The sequence below is a fragment of the Nostoc sp. LEGE 06077 genome (genome assembly GCF_015207705.1).
Taxonomy (GTDB): domain Bacteria; phylum Cyanobacteriota; class Cyanobacteriia; order Cyanobacteriales; family Nostocaceae; genus Nostoc_B.
The window spans coordinates 191,152-210,450 of the sequence record NZ_JADEWI010000005.1; the positions used below are offsets into that span (position 1 = coordinate 191,152).

Sequence of the window (19,299 nt, forward strand, 5' to 3'; positions counted from 1 at the left end):
AGAAGACAAGGGAATTTATGCCTAACTAAAAATTTGTGTATAAAAAAAACAACTCACTCTAGTAAAGTCAGCATACGATTGAGGTTACTCTTTTGCTAAGATTTGGCAGCAGCTTGAAGATTAATCAGGCTGTAAAATAGCAAAACTTATATAAATAAAAACGTAAATGCTGACTGATGTAATGGGAGAAAACCCAAAAGGTAGTAAAAAATTTAACAAAACTCCTCACTATGTCTTCGTTTTTATCGAAATTTTTGCCTGCGAAGGTGGAATTCAATCTTATGTGAAAGATATTTTTCAGGCTTATGGGGAATTGAACGCAGGGTATAAGACAGATGTATTTGTCCTGCGAGATAGTCCTGACTGCTCAAATACTTTTGAGTCTGATAGTTTAAAATTTCATTATTTTAAGAATCAATCCCCGCAAATAGGCAGAATTGCTCTGGCTGGGGCTTTGTTAAAGTTTCTCTTACAAAAACGCCCCCAACATATTTTTTGTGGTCATATTAAACTTGCAGCATTAATCCAAACTCTTTGTCAGCCTTTAGGTATTCCCTACACAGTCCTCACCTACGGTAAAGAAGTTTGGGAACCGTTGAAAAATCAAGAACGCCGCGCTCTCGCCGCAGCCAGAGAAATTTGGACAATCAGCCGTTACAGCCGCGATCGCGCTTGTGCGGCTAATGGAATTGACCCCAACAAAGTTAAAATGCTGCCTTGTGCAATTGATGGTGATAAATTTACCCCAGGGTCAAAATCGCCAGAATTAATAGATAAGTATGGCTTAACAGATGCTAAGGTCTTGATGACAGTAGCACGTCTGTGGTCAGGAGATATTTACAAAGGTGTTGATGTCACAATTCGGGCGCTACCGAAAATTGCTCAAGCTTTCCCAGAAGTGAAATATCTAGTAATTGGGCGTGGTGATGATCAACCAAGATTAGCCCAGTTGGCAAAAGATTTGGGTGTGAGCGATCGCGTTGTATTTGCTGGTTTTGTCCCTACAGAAGATTTAATCGCCCATTACCGCCTAGCAGACGCTTACATCATGCCTTCTCAAGAAGGTTTTGGCATTGTTTATTTAGAAGCAATGGCTTGTGGTATCCCCGTTTTATCTGGTGATGCCGATGGTTCCGCTGACCCCTTACAAGATGGTAAGCTAGGCTGGCGAGTACCACACCGTGATGCTGATGCCGTCGCCGCAGCTTGTATGGAAATTCTGCATAACAAAGACCAACGTTGTAATAGACAATGGTTGCGAGAACAAGCGATCGCTCATTTTGGGATAGAAGCTTTCAAACAGCAGCTTTCGGCGTTAGTCCAAACATCTTAACCAATCACAAATGACAAATGACCATAGACCATCTAGAAACTCGCTATCCTAGAAAAAGAGCAAGACAGTAATTAAAAAATGAGCTTTAACAATTCGCAATTGAATCTGGTAAATCTCCGCCCTTTGCTCACTTTATTAGCAGTTATCTGGTTGCTAGGTTCATTGGGCTTGGGTTGGTTAGTGAAGTCTGTATTTATTCTTTTTGCACTGCTGTCACTAGCACCTGTGGTTGCATTTTTTGGGTTTCGCTGGTGGCTGCAACGCAACTTAGTCGTTGACAAATGTCCTGTTTGCGCCTACGAATTTACTGGGTTAAATAATAGCCAATTACAATGTCCTAACTGTGGAGAACGGCTATCAGTTCAGAAAGGTCACTTCCAACGCTTTGCACCAGAAGGCACAATTGATGTGACTGCGGTGGAAGTACAAGCCAAATCTTTAGAAGATTAACAAAAAAGTATTCAGGGGATAGGGGACAGGTGACAGGTGACAGAGTTAAAGTCTTTTATTGTCTAAGTTTTATCGCTTACCGATGTCCTAACTACCTTGACTACAGCTATAAATGATGAATGAAGTGTGAAACTAGAAAGAAAGCTCAATGGTTAGCACCAAAGTGCTAACCATTGAATTAATTTACAGTAGATTTTCAGGAGTGTGAAGTACAGAATTGAGGTTGCAAAACCAAGTAAAGAGTCTTTTGTTCTGACTTTTGGATTCTGCTGTGTTTAACTGGCCTTAGCCAATCTACCTTCAATTTCTGAGGCTTGTACTGCACCAGTGTAATTATCTGTATTAATCACTAAGAAGGGTGTGCCAGCGATGCCTAATTCCTCAGCTAGTTTGAGGTCTTTTTCAATGGCCTTCTTAGCCAGCTTGCGATCGCTCTCAAATTTCACTAAATTGAGATTCAGTTTTTTAGCAACATCCACGTATAGAGTTTCACCTAGTTGCTTTTGATTTTCAAACAAAGCATCGTGGTATTCCCAAAACTTACCCTGTTGTTGAGCAGCCCAAGCCGCTTGTGCTGCGGGTAATGCTTCTGCATGGACTCCAGTCAAAGGAAAATTTTTATAAACCAATGTCAGATTATCTTTGTGCTTGTCTACCACGGACTTAAGAGTTTTATGTACCTCAGCACAGTAGGGACATTGAAAGTCAGAAAATTCTACTAGCACAGTTTTAGATTTAGCCGCGCCAGTTGTTGGTGAATTTCCAATTATATTTCCAGGATTAGTCTTTAAATCGTCTAAAAAAGCCTGTTGTACTTTTTGTAATTTCTCTTGCTTTGTCAGTTGATACTCTTGCAGAGCATTGATTACGAATTGAGGATTGTTACGGATAACTTCTAAGACTTGCTTTTCAAGTTTGGCATCAACATCGGTAGCTGCTTGTGCCGGTAGTGTCCAGCCGAATACCAGACAAAGCAGGCAGATGATAACCCAGGTACGTAAATACTGAAATAATTGTCGCATATCAAAATACTGAAAGTGTTCTAGCACTATTTAAGTATTACCTACTGTCTCTAAAGATAAAAAGTAGGGAAATGTAAATATTTCTTGTTGAGATCAGTCAGGATTAAAGAGGGTTGTAGCCTTGTAATCTTTCTATAATAGTTATCTTTATCGGGACTTTCTACTTAATTAAAAATTAAGGATTACCTATAAAGACTGGCATCACTTAGTTAAAATTTTGGCGATGATTTGCCAAGAACTAGTAATCTAGTTGTGCTATTCCATTGCTATGGTGTTTGTCACCATCCTGTCACCTTATTACTCATAAAAAGTCTATAATGCCGTGTGACACGGCATCATAGGGATGAATACGTGCATGAACATTTAGCAAGACTAGAGTGAATTTATGGGTAAGCAGCGTGTGCTGTCAGGAGTTCAACCAACTGGTAATTTGCATTTGGGTAACTACTTAGGGGCAATTCGCAACTGGGTAGAAACCCAAGACCAGTATGACAATTTCTTTTGTGTAGTAGATTTACACGCGATTACTGTACCGCATAATCCAGCGTCTTTGGCGGCAGATACATACACAATCGCGGCTCTTTACCTGGCTTGTGGGATTGATTTAAACTACTCCAGTATCTTTGTCCAGTCCCACGTTTCCGCACATAGTGAGCTTGCTTGGCTGCTTAACTGCATAACTCCCTTGAACTGGTTGCAAGACATGATTCAGTTTAAGGAAAAGGCTGTTAAACAAGGAGAAAACGTGAGTACAGGGTTGCTAATCTACCCTGTGCTGATGGCGGCGGATATTTTGCTGTATCAAGCTGATAAAGTGCCGGTGGGTGAAGACCAAAAGCAACATATAGAACTGACAAGGGATATTGTCAACAGGTTCAATCACCAATTTGCTAAGGATCAACCAGTATTGAAGTTACCAGATCCCTTGATTCGCAAGGAAGGTGCAAGGGTGATGAGTTTGACCGATGGGACACGCAAAATGTCGAAGTCTGATCCATCAGAGTTAAGTCGAATTAATGTGTTAGATCCGCCAGAGCAAATTGCGAATAAAATTAAGCGATGCAAAACTGATCCTGTGCGGGGTTTAACTTTCGATGATCCAGAACGTCCAGAGTGTCATAACTTGTTAACCTTATATATGCTGCTGTCTGGTCAGACCAAAGAAACAGTTGCAGCAGAATGCCAAAATATGGGTTGGGGACAATTCAAACCTTTGTTGACAGAAACGACAATAAACGCTTTAAAACCAATCCAAGAAAAATATCAGGCAATCATGGATGATAAAGGTTATCTGGAGTCTGTGTTGCGTGATGGTAGGGAAAAAGCACAAGCGATCGCTAACCAAACTTTAGCTCAAGTTAAGTTTGCTTTGGGCTACTCCACACCTATATAGGGCTTTCGCTTTGAGGTGTGATTCGTTATACCCTGGAAGAAACCCAGACTATTAAAGTGTATGCATCACACCCATAGCCCTACTGCTTTGAGTTTATTTCCAAAAGCTGCCCAAGCAGGCGAATTTTTAGTAACTGCTGAGGTAGCACCCCCAAAAGGGGTAAATCCGGCTCATACAATTGAAATGGCGGCGACTCTTAAGGGGAGAGTTCATGCTGTCAACATTACCGATGGTAGCCGCGCTGTGCTGCGGATGTCGTCTTTGGTGGCTTCAGCGATTTTATTACAAAACGGCATTGAGCCAATTTGTCAGATGGCTTGCCGCGATCGCAACCGTATTGCTTTACAAGCCGACCTCATGGGCGCTCATGCTTTGGGTATTCGGAATATCTTAGCTTTGACAGGCGACCCAGTAAAAGCAGGCGATCACCCTGATGCTAAAAGCGTATTTGACTTAGAATCTGTGCGACTGCTGCAATTAATTCAGAAAATGAATCAAGGTTTTGATTGCAACGATAAACCCTTGAGCGATGGCGCAACCGATTTATTTGTTGGTGCAGCCGTAGACCCTCAATCTGCGAGTTGGTCAGGTTTGCAAAGTCGATTTGAACGCAAAGTTGCCGCCGGAGCGCAATTTTTTCAAAGTCAATTAATCACCGATTTTGACAGACTAGAAAAGTTTATGGACAAGATAGCTTCTGTGCATAAAAAACCAATTCTTGCCGGAATTTTTCTGTTGAAATCAGCCAAAAATGCCCAATTTATTAATAGGTGCGTTCCCGGTGTCAATATCCCTGAACACATTATTGATAGATTAGCCAAAGCCAAAGACCCATTAGAGGAAGGTGTAAAAATTGCTGCCGAACAAGTGCAGATAGCACGGCAATTGTGTCATGGTGTCCATATCATGGCCGTCAAGCGGGAAGATTTGATTCCCAAGATTCTGGATTTGGCGGGAGTGCAGCCTGTTAATTTGGTTATGGCGAAGTAAATTAAGTTAGGCAGAAGGCAGAAAATACAATTTCTGTCCTCTGTCTTGAAAAGTTTTGTGGATGGAAACCATCCCCACAAACTTTAAAATATGGAGATTTTGAGGATTTATTTTTTTGAGTTAGTTTTGATTCTCTGATAAATTAAATCTCGGAAAACGATCATACTTTCCCTTGAGTTATCTATTAACTGTTTTTTGTTGATTGCCACAGTAATATATAGACGTTCCAAATAAAAACTGAGGCATGGAACAAACTATATTTTTAGACTTTTTAGCCAGCCTACAAAAACTGTTCGTAGGTTACATTCCGGCTGCTATTTTTGGCAGTTTTATTGGATATTTCATTGGCATAAATGTTACAGTGTATCAAATTTTTAGAAGGATATTTCAGATACCCAATAGCATTCCACCTTTAGCCCTACTCCCAATTGCTCTCATCTTATTTCAAGATAGTGAACCTGCTGCGGTAACGGTGATATTTATTGCCACTCTCTGGACAATTATCATTAATGTGGCAATAGGTTTACAACATTTTCGTAGACAGAATAATAACTTTCGGGCTGCAATATTTCATGTCTTTCATGCCCTGAAAGTTGGCATTTGGGTAGCGTGGTTTACAGTTATTGCCATAGAAATGTTAATTGGCCCTAGAGGTTTAGGCTTTCTTCTCTGGGAAGCCTACAAGGCTGGTAATACTAATAACATCATTCAGTTTTTACTTTACATCGGTATTATAGGCACTTTGTTAGATCAATTTTTAGATTTTATGGGGTCTTTACTGGCACAGATGATTTCTGAGAGTAAAAAATCTACTTAACCTTTTTAGGACTTACGCACGAGTTACGGAATAACGAACCACAGAGACGCAGAGGACACAGAGGAATGAGAATTTGAGAGGTTTTTTGCGTAAGTCCTACTTTTATCTGGGTTTACGAATTGCACTTTGCCAGTTAATAGTTTGCTTGGCTGAAAGTTCTCCTAATGAGCGCGTTGCTATCACTTCAATATCAACATTGATACCAGGACGGAGGGCATTTTCTGGTATTTTTAACTTGCCTAACGCCAAAATAAAGCGATTATAGTCACGGGTGACAAATTCAGGCGGAACATCACCTTCGTAAACAGTTTTATAGTCAGAGAAACCACCAAAGTTATCCCGCGCCCGGAATTTCACGCGAAATTTAGTCTGAAGCACATCAGATTTGGCTGCTAAATCGACTATTTTTAAATTGAGGTTTTCTCCCGCATCCGCAAATTCGGCTACTGCTAACCGGGTAACATCTTGTTTGAGAATTGCATGGCTAACGGTATAGGTTGTCAAATTATTCTCACTTTTACTGTTAGCATCAACCCACAAATCTTCAGGCAAATTAACTTCTACTTGTTTACTATCATTTAAAGTTACTGTTACAGGTTGATTGCCAAAACTGTCACTAGGTTGTTTTTCCTGCCAAACCAACTGAAAAGACTCTTGCAAACGCTGTTCAAATTCGCGGTACTCATCAGCAATCACCGAACCAGGGGCGAGTAACGAAGTTGCACCTGTACGCAGATTCCATTTATTTTTCGAGAGTGTGAACTGTTTACCAGTTAGTTCTGTAATGGATAATTTAATGCTAGGGGTATCAGCCGCCAAAGGTTCTTTACCGTTCACAATACTCAAAACTCCTAAGCGTCCGTTACTACCCTCCCTACCGTCACTACCATCGCTACCATTCCGTCCGTCGTAGCATCTGTAACGCTTCTTAGTACATTTGTAATCAGAACTGCCAGGAGTGCCTTTACAGGTTTCCACGTCCCAACTGCGTCGGCGACAATTACAACCAGCCGTACCATTACCGCCGCGTCCACCGCGTCCGCCTTCGCCTGGGGTGGCACGAACAAGAATTTTGCGTAAGTCGGCTAAATTGGTGTAATAAGCTGTGAGAGAACCACCATTTCCGCCATCTCCACCTTTACCACCATTGCCGCCAGCACCGCCATTAGCCGCGTAAATATCCCGATTTCCCTTCTCTGGTTGATAACCGCAGTCAGGACGATAACCATATCCACCGTTTTCCCCATCCTCACCATTTTGACCTGATAAGTCCAGGTTGGCTGATGAACCATCAACAAAAATGGTTTGGTTTTGTCCGTCGCGGCCATCTCTACCCGATCGCCCACTTGTCCCCACACTCCCATCTCTGCCATAATCTCGATCAGCAAGGTATCTGCTATTAGCGATCGCTGGACATAATACCGAACCAGATGCAGGTAACAAGCTAGTAAATAAGCAAAATGTCAGCAAAAGTGGCAGCTTACCCCTAAGACTGTTGGACATCGGCTGAAACCTAATCTTGAGTGATATTTACTGAATATGACGCTGCATAACAGGAATTTGCTCCTGATTTCTACTCATACAATATTACAAATATGAAGTGTGAAGTGTGAAATCAAGTCCCATTGTTTGATCTAGTTCAGAGGCATTGCGATCGCTTACTTAGTGCGTTTGATTCTCGGTTAATGATTAAATCCTACAATTCCTCGTTAGACAATAAGGGTTCAAAAGATTGGTAAGCTTCGTAATTGCGAAAATGGCGGGTATATAAGTCAACACCATCTTCAGAAGAATCAAGGTCATCATCCAAAACTGAGTTAACATCTACTACTTGTTGCAAAGACCAAGTAATAGTTTCGCCATTTTCATTTTTATAGCTGACACTCTCATTCTTCCCATACTGCACAGCCTTAGCTTTTGCTGCTTCTAAAGAAGTAGCTTTTATTAAAACAAAACTTTCTTGGTACAAAGGCTGATAATCAGGTTTGTCTGAAGATGATTTGTAGAGAATTATCGCTATGTAGAAGGATTCTTTTTTATTTATGCTTTCAGTTTTCATCAATAATTCTCCAAAGTTATTTTTTGAATCTGCCATCATTCAATAACTTCCAAGCTTTTTTACCAACAGCAGATTTGTTGTTCTTGATGTCTTCTAAATAAGATTTCAAAAACTCGCTGGGAAACTCACGCCTAATTGATGCTTTCCGGCACACACTAATAAAAGTATCAGCAAATAAACTTAAGTTGTCGTTGGCTTCACAACTATCCCCTGGTCTAAATTGGCTGATTAGAGAGGATTGCTGAGATAAGCGTGCATAGTTGTCATTATAGGTTAGAGTCTGGGAGTGAGCAGCAATAGGTTGTATCAGCCATCCAATAGTTAACAGACAAGCTAGTGGTTTCGGTAGATATTTGTGCAGCATATAGTTAAGAAATAGCTAAATTCTAATTTTTTCATAAATAGCAAACTGTTTTAACGGCGAAACCAAGAGCGAAGCCAACGCCACAACCAACGCAACCACGCCCAAAAACCACGGCGAGAAACTACAGGCGTTTTTGGTTGAGAAAGACGCTCAATTGCATTGTTGCAATCTTGCACCTTAGCATCAAGTCCCATTTTCTGAAATAGTTCACGAGCATTGCGATAAGCACCAAGCGCGTCTGATTCTCGGTTGACTTTTTCTAATGTCAAACCTAAATTAAACCAGACTGTCGCTTCCCCTCGAATATCACCAATCTCCCTTGATATTTCCAAAGACTGCTGGAAGAACTCAATCGCTCTTTGGTACTGTCCCAGGGAGTAGTAAGCATTGCCTAAACCGATTAAGGAATTACCTTCGCCATTACAATCACCTATTTCCCTTGATATTTCCAAAGACTGCTGGAAGAACTTAATCGCCCTTTGGTACTCTCTCAGGGAATTGTAAGCATTGCCTAAATTGTTTAAGGAACTACCTATGCCATTGCAATCGCCTATTTCCCTTTTGATTTCCAAAGACTTCTGGTGGAACTCAATCGCCCGTGGGTACTCTCTCAGGGAATTGTAAGCATTGCCTAAATTGTTTAAGGAACTACCAACGCCTAAGCGATCACCTATCTCCATAAATATTTCCAAAGACGGCTGGAAGAACTCAATCGCCCGTTGGTACTCTCCCAGGGAATCGTAAGCATTGCCTAAATTGTTTAAGGAACTACCTATGCCATTGCGATCGCCTATTTCCCTTTTGATTTCCAAAGACTGCTGGTGGAACTCAATCGCCCGTTGGTACTCTCCCAGGGAATTGTAAGCATTGCCTAAATTGTTTAAGGATTTACCAACGCCATCGCGAGCGCCTATCTCCCTAAATATTTCCAAAGACTGCTGGTAGAAGTCAATCGCCCGTTGGTACTCTCCCAGAGAACGGTAAGCATTGCCTAAATTACCCAAGGATCTACCAACGCCATCGCGATCATTTATCTCCATAAATATTTCCAAAGACTGCTGGAAGAACTCAATCGCCCGTTGATACTCTCCCAGGGATTTATAAGCATTGCCTAAATTGTTTAAGGAACTACCAACACCATTGCGATCGCCTATTTCCCTTGATATTTCCAAAGACTGCTGGAAGAACTCAATCGCCCGTTGGTACTCTCCCAGGGAATTGTAAGCATTGCCTAAATTGTTTAAGGAACTACCAACACCATTGCGATCGCCTATCTCCCTTGATATCTCCAAAGACTGCTGGTGGAACTCAATTGCCCGTTGGTACTCTCCCAGGGAGTTGTAAGCATTGCCTAATGAAGTGAGAGCAGCCCGATAATTCCAATTTTCTCTATCGTCAATTTCTTGCCATTTAATGACCAACTGCCCATATAATTCCACTCGGTCGATGTAATAACCCCGCAAGGTTAAAAATTCATCGCAAAAATTTAAGACATCAAATGCTGAGTCATAATTTTCTAGCTGATACCAGTGATGAAAAACTTCTAAATATTCTTGGATATCTTCTTTAGTCTGCCAAGGTTTTTGTTTAACATTCAAAAGATAATAATTAATCGCTCGTTGATGTGCCTGTGTCTGTTCGCCTGCTTTATACCGCACATACTCCAACACCACTGGCTGAAACCCAAATCGCCGCTTACCATTGAGTTGTTCTACCAACAAAGAACGCTTAACAATATTCCTTAATTCTCTCTCAATCTCTGGTTCTGAATTTCCCGGCAACACTGCCACGACTGCTGCACTGTCAAACGCACCACGATAAACACTAATATTCTGCAATAACGCCTTTTGTAACTCACTCAATCTTGCAAAACTGGCATCCAATACCAAAACTATCCCGACATTTTCCCGACGATGCACACCTACCACTTGGGGATCTGTCAACAACTGCTGCAAATTCCCCAAGCCTAAATCTGCTAATCTGCTTAAATCCGGGTCTTGTGAATATTCTTCCTTTAATAAATCTGCTACCAATCTCAACAATAGGGGATGCCCATCTACTAATTCTACAAACTCGCCTAAATTCCCTTTAATGCCCAATTCTGTTAACAGCGCCACCCCTTCATCTACTTGTAAACCTTTTAAGGGTAGCCACTCAAAGCCTTTTAATTCTGGTCTTTCTCTGGTGGTGACTAACACCTTACTATTACCACCAGATTCGATCCATGTTTGGAAAAACTCACCGTAAAATAGACTTCCCCATTGTCTATCGGGTTGTAATAAACTTTCTAGGTTGTCAATAATTAGTAGAAATTGCCCAGAACGCAGACACCTGATTAACGCTTCTACTAACTGCGCTTCTTGTTCTGGCACAGGAAAGCCAAATTGTGTTAATACTTCTCTGGCGACATCGCTAAAACCTGCCCCATTACTGACATCAGCCCAAAATCGCTTGGGGAAACCCGCAATTTCATCATAAATTTTCGTCGCCAGCATAGATTTACCTGTGCCACCGATGCCTTCTATACCAATTAAACAGGTATTTTCATCACTTAACCATTGCTGTATTTGAGCAATTTCGGTTTTTCTTGCTTGCCAATAAGCCAAATTTTTAGGGGAGTTACCAGCTTTGAGAACCCCCGGTGATTCTGCTTTGGTACTGCGTTCTAGCAACTCCACTATTTCTTGCTGTACAGTACCATAAACAGCAATGTGGTTAGTTACTTTGGGCTATTGATATTTCGGCTGAAATCATAGTTTGGCTGATTAACATCACCTGCTGTATTGATCTGTATACTTTCGTCGTAAGATTGAGCGTTGAGGCTAACAGAACTATCATCAGATTTTGTTGCCTGCAAAATCTGGGCGATTTCCTCAGCCAGCGCTGTATCAGCATCCAAAATCTTTTTCAGTTGCACTCGCAAGCTTGCTTGTAAATCTTCATTGTCTGGAGTTTGCGCTACATCCGCAGCAGCTTCCTTTGCGGCTTCCTTAGCTTCTACCTTGGGTTGTAACTTCCCCCAAATAGCTTTAGCTTTATTCCAAACATCCTCACCAACTTTTTGTGATGCGCCTTCTGCAACTTTACCACCCACGTTGAGCAGAAATGGCAGACAGGGAGCAAGAAATTTGACGAGCAGTGCAATATCCATTTATATACGCAGTTAACTAAAGTTATTTATACAAGCTCATGTTATGGCATTGCCAATTCCGGTGAGTTATACAATTACCCCTCCCCAACCCTCCCCTTGGCAAGGGGAGGGTGCGCGACAGCGCGGGTGGGGTGTATTTTATATGCTTGGGAATTGGTATAGCCTAATCGTAATTGTAATTTATTTTTGTTTTTGGCTCAAAATAACAAATGCGAATGCAAAATCTATTTCTGCGACTCCACACATAACAAATGCGATCGCTAAAATAACAAATGCGATCGCTAAAATAACAAATGCGAATGCAAAATTTACTTCTGCGACTCCACATATAACAAATGCGATCGCTAAAATAACAAACGCGAATGCAAAATCTATTTCTGTGACTTCAGAAATAGATTTTGCGTGCTTACTTATTACACCTTCTCCTTGGGAGGAGTAGCAATACCCTGCTTGAGTAAATTTGCTTCTAGTTCTTTGATAAATTTACAGTCTTCCTCTGATAAAGGCTGACTTTCTCTACTTACTGATGGCTGCTTTTCTAAGAAACTGAATGCTTGGCGAAATTGACGGGGACTAGTAGCAATAGGCGCATCAAAATGACAAGAAATAATCTGGTAAAAATCCCAAGTTGCAACTTTGTTTGCCCAGTCAATGACTTGTTGTGGTGCTTGGGGAAGAATCAGGGTTTGCAAAATTGGGGCGACAAATGGACGACCATTAGCACTCAAGGCGTGAAATGACTGTTGCCAATTTGCTTGCCAACGAAATGGATATAAACCGAAGTAGGCTTTTCTCGAATGGTCTGGGGCTTGAACTGCATCACGGAAACTTTCACCTAGTGCTGTGACTTCCAACGCACTGGGGCGGAAATAGACAGCAAATAAGGAAATACGCTGCCATCCTTGACGGCGGTTTACTGGGTTATCTTCAATAGGCTGGAGGGCATTTTCCCTGGCATGAAATAACAAGGGGTATGGGTCTAATTGAAAGATAGCTGGCGGGTTTTCGGCTACAGATATGATTGTATCGGTTAGGAGTAGAGTATGCGATCGCTTATGCAAAAATGCTACTTCGACAAAAGAACCTCGTCCCAAATTGATATCTAACACCTCATACTCGAAATCATCTGCAAATGGCGCAAGACTAGCATCTTCTGGTAGTTCCTGAGTTCTATTTTGCGGAAAACCTAGCCAACTCAAAGGTAAGTTGAACGGAAAACTCCATTGATGGGGTGCAACAAAAACCTGTGCTTGGGGAAAACATCTCGCAAAAGGGCCGACGAAAACCTTATGTTCTAAACCAGAACTCGTTGGAAGAATAATGTACTTCACCGCACCATGCTTGGCGACCAACTCTTTCACCATACGCACACATTCTTTAGTTGGTGCAACAGGTGCATAGACCAGCAAACCGCCACCTGTCAGCTTAATTACAGTCATCCGCATCGGTACAATAGTGTAGAGAATGCCGTGAAACTGCTCAAATGTCCAGATTGTATCTTTAACAATTTCTTGGCAACGTGTTCGCCGTCTGCTGTAAGGATAAAGGGGAACAACAGGCCAAAACGGCCATGACCAATCTTTTGGGTTGTTGCTGGAATGCATAGATGAATTTACCCAATGCTAATCTCTTGCCATATCCCTATCCTAAAATACTCATACCGTTTCCTTACAAACTATCTATTCACTTTTTTACAGGTATCAAAATAGGTTGGGGGATGGTTGTAAATTTATCAACTGCTCCCAAAGAATAATCCTCTAAATTAAAATCTGCAAAAGGCTGATTTATTAACCTATCGCGCAATGCTTCATCTAAAATTACACCTTTTGATTTTTTTCTCACACCAATCATCATAATACTGCTTTGATAAGTAGTCTTATCTTGAGGGGGTTGACATTTATGGCGCTGAAATTGACCAAGATTTAATAACCGATAACCTTTCACACTAGATGTATTTTTAAAGAGTTTTTTAGCTAAAATTTGTACTTGCTTGGCACGTTCTAGAGCGCGGCGTTGGGCAACCACCAAATCACCTTCACAAGTGGACGTACCTACAGAAATAATTTCTGTAGGGTATTCCATAATTTTTTGGATGCCATCTTGTTCTAGGTTTAACTTTAAAAAATCCAGACTGACAACTTGATCATTATGTTTAATTTGAAAATTGCTATTTAACAGCCATTTATATTCTGTTGATAAAATAGCAATACTAAATTCGGCTGTTTTACCTTGACTATCTCTACCCTCTTGATATGTAAATAAGTCTATTTTACCTTTTCTTTCAGGGGCTTGGCTTTGAGTAATTAAGGCAGAAAATTTAGGCGATCGCATTCCCAAAGCAATCAAAGCAACTAACCCCAATGACACTATTAATGCAGCGAATAATGCCATCAAAGGCAGTTGTGCTTTTATTTCTGTTTTAGCAATAGTTGGCGAGAAATGCCTTGCTTGTAGATTACTTACTATATTGAATTTAACTTGCTGTTGTTCAATTTCTCCTAACTGTTGCAAAATTTCCTGAGCATTCTTTGGTCTTTTCTCTACATCCGTTGCCATCAACCAATCAACTAAATCTAATAGTACAGGTGAGACATGAGAGGCAAAAGTTCGCCATTGCAGACAGTTTTTGCGGACATCATACATATCTAAAGGATGCCGACCTGTTAATAAAAATGTAAAGGTGCGTCCCAGGGCAAAAAAATCTGATTGGGGTATAGCTTGGCCTTTCATTTGTTCCAATGCACTGTAGCCAGATGAAATAATTGATGTCATTTCACCGCTATGACTAAATTGAGCGAGGTACTGCTTGGCCACTTCTATAGATGTGCCAAAATCAACTAATACCAATTGCCCATTACTACGAAGTTTAATATTTGCTGGTTGAATATTTTGATGCAGATATTGCTTGCTATGTACTAAATGTAAAATTTCTCCTAATTGTTGCAACCAAGCAATAGCTTGTGTTTGAGAAATTGGCCGATATTGCTGTTTATTCATCCATTGTTCTAAATCCCAGCCATCGATTTTTTCTTTTGCGGCACAGTGTAATATCAAACCGTTGCGCGTTTGATATTGAAAATAACCATCAACTTTGGGAATCCCCGGATGATGTAATTGACTTAGAACAGTCGCTTCTTGTTGAAAAATCCTGATTGCGGCTGTATCAGCTGATAAATCCTCTCGCAGTACTTTGAGGACTTTTGGCATATCTTTTGCGTATGCTTCGTAGACTTTGCCAAAGCCAGTTTTGTCACTCAACAAGCGAATGACGCGGTAACGTCCCGGTAATTCCAACGGAGAACCACAACTTTGACAGAAGCGGTGTTTATCGTTATCTTGATTGTTCGGTTTGGGACAAACTGGATTTATACAAAGGCTCATGGTAAGGCAAAAGTCAAAAGTCCAGAGTCAAAAGTCAAAAGTCAAAAGTCCAGAAATTTTTGACAAATGACTAATGACAAATGACCAATGACGAATTACTCATTTACACTCTGCTAAAAAAGCAGCCACAGTCCGGTTAAATGAGTCAGGTTCAGTCAGAAAAGGCCAATGGTTTCCTGGAACTTGGCACAAACGGAGATTTTTTAGATTGGTTTTGTAGGGTTTTAATTGCCATTCTTGGCGGTTCAGACCTTTATCGGACTTGACGAATAAGGCGGGTGTATCGATGGGGCTGGTAAAGCCAGGTACGCGCATCACATCTTCAAAAATGCCATCACGGGCGGCTATGGTGAACTTACTACCCCAGCTACCATCAGGTTTTTGTTCAATTCCCCCTTGAAACACCTGCTGTTGTAATTCGTTCCAGCCTTGGTATTGGTTTAATTGTCGGGCTAGTTGTTCAGCTTCTGCATAACTAGCAAATGGCCCCATACCTTTGAGAAAAGATAAAAAGCGGTACAAAACCGGAAACGTCGCCTTTAGGAATTCGGGCATTTTCCAGATAAAAATCGGGTCAACCAACACCATACTCCGCACCCGTTGAGGATGTTGTCTAGCCCAGATCACAGCTAATTTACCAGTCCAGGAATGACTCACAATATGGGCGGAAGACCATCCTAATTTATCCATCAAAATTTCGAGGTCGGCGATCGCACTTTCAAAGCTATAATCTTTCTCTGGCTTGCTACTGTCACCATGACCTCGCATATCTGGTGCAACTATATGGTAATCTGCTGCTAAATATGTTCCCAAGCTAGACCAAACTAGCGCATGGTCGCCTAACCCGTGTAATAACAGCAAAGGTTCTTGACCTTGATTCCACTCTAAATACGAAAGTTGAATATCAGATTTAACTAAGGTTTGTCGTGTAGGGATCATTGTCAATCTAACTTTGGAAAAGATAGCTTTGCGCTTATATGTTACTGCGAAAGGCTGCACATACCAAGGGTAAGTGTTCATGGTTGCGTAGATCTAGCCAGTTGCCGGCATTAAACTTTATTTCCAACACGGAGTTATAAATTGCTTACATAACTTTATATAACGCTTTTGGTAACTCACCCCTGATAATGGCTTGCTATGTCATACTAGAAAGTGAGAGTTAATTCGGCGACCGCGTTTGTTTTTATTATTGACAGGCTTTTTCCTTTTGGTATCTACAGACTTTTCTCCGAAACCTAAATCTCCACACACTTACGATTTCGGAGACAATCTATGTCAGTTTATGTAGGCAATCTTTCTTATGAAGTTACAGAAGATAGTCTAAATGCAGTTTTTGCAGAATATGGTTCAGTAAAGCGCATTCAGTTACCTACTGACCGTGAAACAGGTCGGATGCGCGGTTTTGGTTTTGTAGAAATGGGTACAGATGCTGAAGAAACAGCTGCTATTGAAGCCCTTGATGGTGCTGAATGGATGGGACGTGACCTGAAAGTTAATAAAGCTAAACCAAAAGAAGACAGAGGTTCATTTGGTGGTAATCGGGGCAGCTACGGCGCACGTAACCGCTACTAAGCTTGATAGATTTAGCTCTTGAAGCTAAACCATTAATCCAGAACATGAATTGCATTTAGTACCGGCTTAGGCAGAAATGCTTGAGCCTTTTTAATACAAAACCTGGGCTGGACAATCAGCTAAAATCTAATCTCTGGAGTTCTCTATGTCAAACTCAACCTCTCCCGTTGAGCCGGCTATTTTAATCACCATTATTGGTGAAACAGTACTGAAAGACCGTATTGTTAAGCTGCTAAAAAGCCATAACGTCAGCGGCTATACGATTAATCAAGTGCAGGGTGAAGGCGGTCACGGAAGACGATTGGCAGACTTAGCTGGCTATAACACTAATATTGAAATCAAGACAATAGTTTCATTAGAAGCCTCAGATGCCATTCTTTCTGCACTCAAAGAAGAACAAGGTAAGCACGCTTTGATTGCTTTTCGCCAAAATATAGAAGCCTTTTATTGATTAAATTTTTTCTTAGGCAGTCTTTATAGATATGTAGTCTTAGGTAATTAAAAGCTTTGAGATGACTAGCTTTAATATCAGATAGCTTAATGTCATACTCAGGAGCAGTACAAAATCATGTTTTCCCTAACAAACAATTGCAAGGTGTATCAAATATGGAAACTACTTCAAATATAATTCCAGAATTTGAAAAATTATTCAGACAAAAATTACAACTAAATAATTGTAAGCTGAGAAAAAAAAGACAAGAGAATAATTATGAAATTATTACACCTGCTAAAGACATTTTTTTGATGTACTGGTGCGAATTTCCCGAAGTTAAGTTAATCTATCAGGCTGTAGGGATACGCACACAGCAAACTGTAGTTTATGAGCGAGCTATTCGCTCTCATATTAGTTTTTGTTTAAATAGCATCCAAGAAAATACAATAATTGCTGCCCAGTAATGTCAATTTCCATTCATAAGTAAATGACAGCGCTCTATCTATGTTTCGTGCATATAGAGCGCTGATTACGTTTTACGCAGGCATAATTTGAACAATCAGTGAGCGTTTATCCAGCGACTGGACTTTACCAACTTCACCCAGATCAGTGACAATGCGATCTAACATATCTCCAGCTTGCTGGCGATATTGATTTTCTCGACCCCGTAAACGAATAGCAAATTTTACTGAATCACCTTTACTCAACCACTGAAGTGCTTGATTAATACGCAAATTATAGTCACCCGCACCGACATTAGGACGGAACCGAACTTCTTTTACAGTAGGTCTAGCACTTGAACCTTGGCGTTTCTTCTTTTGATACTGAAGCTTGCCATAATTGAGAATCTTTGCTACTGGAATGTCTTCGTTTTGGGACACTACAACCAAGTCAAGCTCAACGCTCTGAGCTATATTTAGAGCTTCATAGGTGTCTATCAAACCACGATTATTATTTTCATGGTCAATCAAGAAGACTTGAGGTGACTTGATTTGCGAGTTAATTAGCTGCTTTTGGACTACGATAATTTTTTCCTCTCAATTATTCAACACTTTGCATTGCAAGTATTACTAAGGTAACACAGTACTATCTCTCCTTCTTCAGCCATCTGGCAGAAAATGTTGAGTTTTTGTTACCTAACCTGAAATGCCGAAAATACTCTTATTATTTTGAGTATTCCCTAACTATTTTAATTTTATTTCCTAATTGTGTACATCGAAGAGTTATTTATTAATTTTTAATGACTCTATCAGGGAACGATAAACAGCTTCAAAGCCCTCTAATGTAGGGATTTTGCAGTCAACCCTGTTTCTTATTCAAGTGTATAGTGTGATATGTCTAGGACTTACGCACAAAGATTAGCTTTGGAGACTGTGTGTAAGGGTTTTAGATACATATACTCCTTTACCCTCTCCCCAACCCTTGATTTTTCGTATTTATGTGTAAGTCGTAATTTATTTATAGTTTATTTATAAACTATTGGCATAGCAAGCTTAGAATATCAAGTTATGGTTTTCTGCGGGGATAGACTTCTAGCATGTCTGATGTAGGCGCATGTCTGATGTAGGCAAGGTGCCTAGTGCCTACACCACAAGAGTTATATTTATGTACTATTTTAGCCTTGAGCCGCCACTACTCATCTTCATCTCCTGGAGGTCTTTCACTACGACTTTGTTGGGCATTCCACTCCAAAACTATGCGCTCTAACATCTCAATTTGTGTACATTCGTTAACAGCAGCATACATCTTGATCAACTCTCTGACTTCAAGACTAAGGTGACTTATAGCTAGTTCTTTATCTTTTGCCATATTTATTAGCTGTGGTTGTGGTTAAGCCTCAAATTAATTACTAACTTGAAAATAGATAAGGCAGAACAAGCTCTAGAATAATATGTCAAAATCTTACTTTATTGCTGCAAGTTATCTGTGTTGAGTTCTCCACTAACATCTACTTTTCCTGAGCCATTGACATCAATTTTTAATGCTTCTTTGGTAAAGTATTTTAAAGTTGAAGCTAAAGCTAATTGAGCAGCTACTTGATACGCAAGTTCTTTAGAAATTTCCTGTTGTTGATTTAATAACTCAACAAAGCTTTCAAAATCGCGCATTACGCAATATCTGTGTAAGGCAGCTTTTTTATCTATCAGGTTAAACTTTTCATCAATTTTTTCTTTAGCTTCTTTTTCAGCTTCAGAAATTGAATTGACAAATCCACTGTTATGGCACAATTCGCCAGAAATTTTATAGTAGTAGGCTTTTCTACTTAATAATTCCTCTTCAATAGAGATTGAATGAAACTTGTACTCAATTTTGTACTTATTAGATTCCATAAAT

The 19,299-nt window shown here is 40.4% G+C and carries 21 protein-coding genes; 9 read left to right on the plus strand and 12 right to left on the minus strand.

Features of this window, described 5'->3' with window-relative positions; all coding sequences use genetic code 11:
• The first annotated feature begins 166 nt into the window (after positions 1 to 166).
• Together IQ244_RS05655 and IQ244_RS05660 are read left to right on the plus strand one after the other, a co-directional pair.
• Positions 167 to 1,333: a glycosyltransferase family 4 protein gene (locus IQ244_RS05655; protein ID WP_193890725.1), complete on the plus strand. Its 1,167-nt coding sequence runs from the start codon at positions 167 to 169 to the stop codon at positions 1,331 to 1,333.
• Between the two features lie 78 nt (positions 1,334 to 1,411).
• Positions 1,412 to 1,783 (plus strand): hypothetical protein, encoded by a 372-nt coding sequence (locus IQ244_RS05660; RefSeq protein ID WP_193890728.1) that lies wholly within the window; start codon positions 1,412 to 1,414, stop codon positions 1,781 to 1,783.
• A 275-nt stretch (positions 1,784 to 2,058) separates the two neighbouring features.
• Here IQ244_RS05660 and IQ244_RS05665 read toward each other — a convergent pair whose 3' ends face one another.
• On the minus strand, positions 2,059 to 2,805 hold the full coding sequence (locus IQ244_RS05665; RefSeq protein ID WP_193890732.1) for a DsbA family protein: 747 nt from the start codon (positions 2,803 to 2,805) through the stop codon (positions 2,059 to 2,061).
• Positions 2,806 to 3,190: 385 nt separating this feature from the next.
• Between IQ244_RS05665 and trpS the strand changes: the two genes are divergently transcribed.
• From trpS to IQ244_RS05680, 3 genes are all read left to right on the plus strand, one after another.
• The gene (gene trpS / locus IQ244_RS05670; RefSeq protein ID WP_193890735.1) at positions 3,191 to 4,198 is read left to right on the plus strand and encodes a tryptophan--tRNA ligase; all 1,008 of its coding nucleotides are present in this window, start codon (positions 3,191 to 3,193) and stop codon (positions 4,196 to 4,198) included.
• 60 nt (positions 4,199 to 4,258) lie between these two features.
• Entirely contained in the window at positions 4,259 to 5,188 is a 930-nt protein-coding gene (locus tag IQ244_RS05675) for a methylenetetrahydrofolate reductase (protein WP_193890737.1), read from the plus strand.
• Between the two features lie 244 nt (positions 5,189 to 5,432).
• Positions 5,433 to 6,005: a nitrate transporter gene (locus IQ244_RS05680; RefSeq protein WP_096578673.1), complete on the plus strand. Its 573-nt coding sequence runs from the start codon at positions 5,433 to 5,435 to the stop codon at positions 6,003 to 6,005.
• Between the two features lie 102 nt (positions 6,006 to 6,107).
• Here the strand turns inward: IQ244_RS05680 and IQ244_RS05685 are convergent, their stop codons facing one another.
• The 5 genes from IQ244_RS05685 to IQ244_RS05705 form a co-directional block, all read right to left on the minus strand.
• Complete coding sequence (locus IQ244_RS05685; RefSeq protein WP_193890740.1) at positions 6,108 to 7,508, minus strand: collagen-like protein; 1,401 nt, start codon at positions 7,506 to 7,508, stop codon at positions 6,108 to 6,110.
• Positions 7,509 to 7,701: 193 nt separating this feature from the next.
• The gene (locus IQ244_RS05690) at positions 7,702 to 8,064 is read right to left on the minus strand and encodes a DUF4288 domain-containing protein (RefSeq protein WP_193890743.1); all 363 of its coding nucleotides are present in this window, start codon (positions 8,062 to 8,064) and stop codon (positions 7,702 to 7,704) included.
• Positions 8,065 to 8,080: 16 nt separating this feature from the next.
• Positions 8,081 to 8,428: a hypothetical protein gene (locus tag IQ244_RS05695; RefSeq protein ID WP_193890747.1), complete on the minus strand. Its 348-nt coding sequence runs from the start codon at positions 8,426 to 8,428 to the stop codon at positions 8,081 to 8,083.
• 50 nt (positions 8,429 to 8,478) lie between these two features.
• Entirely contained in the window at positions 8,479 to 11,106 is a 2,628-nt protein-coding gene (locus IQ244_RS05700; RefSeq protein WP_193890749.1) for a tetratricopeptide repeat protein, read from the minus strand.
• 41 nt (positions 11,107 to 11,147) lie between these two features.
• A complete protein-coding gene (locus IQ244_RS05705) occupies positions 11,148 to 11,579 on the minus strand; it encodes a hypothetical protein (protein ID WP_193890752.1) in 432 nt (143 codons plus the stop codon).
• A 43-nt stretch (positions 11,580 to 11,622) separates the two neighbouring features.
• Here IQ244_RS05705 and IQ244_RS05710 point away from each other — a divergent pair, with 43 nt between their 5' ends.
• Positions 11,623 to 12,018, plus strand: a complete 396-nt coding sequence (locus IQ244_RS05710) for a hypothetical protein (RefSeq protein ID WP_193890755.1) — start codon at positions 11,623 to 11,625, stop codon at positions 12,016 to 12,018.
• On the opposite strand, the gene IQ244_RS05715 is transcribed toward IQ244_RS05710, so the two are convergent.
• From IQ244_RS05715 to IQ244_RS05725, 3 genes are all read right to left on the minus strand, one after another.
• On the minus strand, positions 11,993 to 13,183 hold the full coding sequence (locus IQ244_RS05715) for a DUF4336 domain-containing protein (protein WP_193890758.1): 1,191 nt from the start codon (positions 13,181 to 13,183) through the stop codon (positions 11,993 to 11,995). The genes IQ244_RS05710 and IQ244_RS05715 overlap by 26 nt on opposite strands.
• Before the next feature lie 79 nt (positions 13,184 to 13,262).
• Entirely contained in the window at positions 13,263 to 14,960 is a 1,698-nt protein-coding gene (locus IQ244_RS05720) for a serine/threonine-protein kinase (protein WP_193890762.1), read from the minus strand.
• A gap of 99 nt (positions 14,961 to 15,059) precedes the next feature.
• A complete protein-coding gene (locus IQ244_RS05725; RefSeq protein ID WP_193890764.1) occupies positions 15,060 to 15,899 on the minus strand; it encodes an alpha/beta fold hydrolase in 840 nt (279 codons plus the stop codon).
• A gap of 333 nt (positions 15,900 to 16,232) precedes the next feature.
• Here IQ244_RS05725 and IQ244_RS05730 point away from each other — a divergent pair, with 333 nt between their 5' ends.
• The 3 genes from IQ244_RS05730 (at position 16,233) to IQ244_RS05740 (ending at position 17,429) form a co-directional block, all read left to right on the plus strand.
• Positions 16,233 to 16,532, plus strand: a complete 300-nt coding sequence (locus IQ244_RS05730) for an RNA recognition motif domain-containing protein (RefSeq protein WP_096578695.1) — start codon at positions 16,233 to 16,235, stop codon at positions 16,530 to 16,532.
• A 145-nt stretch (positions 16,533 to 16,677) separates the two neighbouring features.
• A complete protein-coding gene (locus IQ244_RS05735) occupies positions 16,678 to 16,983 on the plus strand; it encodes a P-II family nitrogen regulator (RefSeq protein WP_193890767.1) in 306 nt (101 codons plus the stop codon).
• A 155-nt stretch (positions 16,984 to 17,138) separates the two neighbouring features.
• Entirely contained in the window at positions 17,139 to 17,429 is a 291-nt protein-coding gene (locus tag IQ244_RS05740) for a hypothetical protein (protein ID WP_193890882.1), read from the plus strand.
• Between the two features lie 72 nt (positions 17,430 to 17,501).
• On the opposite strand, the gene infC is transcribed toward IQ244_RS05740, so the two are convergent.
• The 3 genes from infC to IQ244_RS05755 all read right to left on the minus strand — a co-directional run bounded on the left by infC (position 17,502) and on the right by IQ244_RS05755 (position 19,295).
• A complete protein-coding gene (gene infC / locus IQ244_RS05745; protein ID WP_083889725.1) occupies positions 17,502 to 17,993 on the minus strand; it encodes a translation initiation factor IF-3 in 492 nt (163 codons plus the stop codon).
• A 604-nt stretch (positions 17,994 to 18,597) separates the two neighbouring features.
• On the minus strand, positions 18,598 to 18,774 hold the full coding sequence (locus tag IQ244_RS05750) for a hypothetical protein (protein WP_015114593.1): 177 nt from the start codon (positions 18,772 to 18,774) through the stop codon (positions 18,598 to 18,600).
• 98 nt (positions 18,775 to 18,872) lie between these two features.
• Positions 18,873 to 19,295 carry a hypothetical protein gene (locus tag IQ244_RS05755; protein ID WP_193890770.1) on the minus strand — a complete coding sequence of 141 codons (423 nt, stop codon included), beginning with the start codon at positions 19,293 to 19,295 and terminating at the stop codon, positions 18,873 to 18,875.
• Between the last annotated feature and the right edge of the window lie 4 nt (positions 19,296 to 19,299).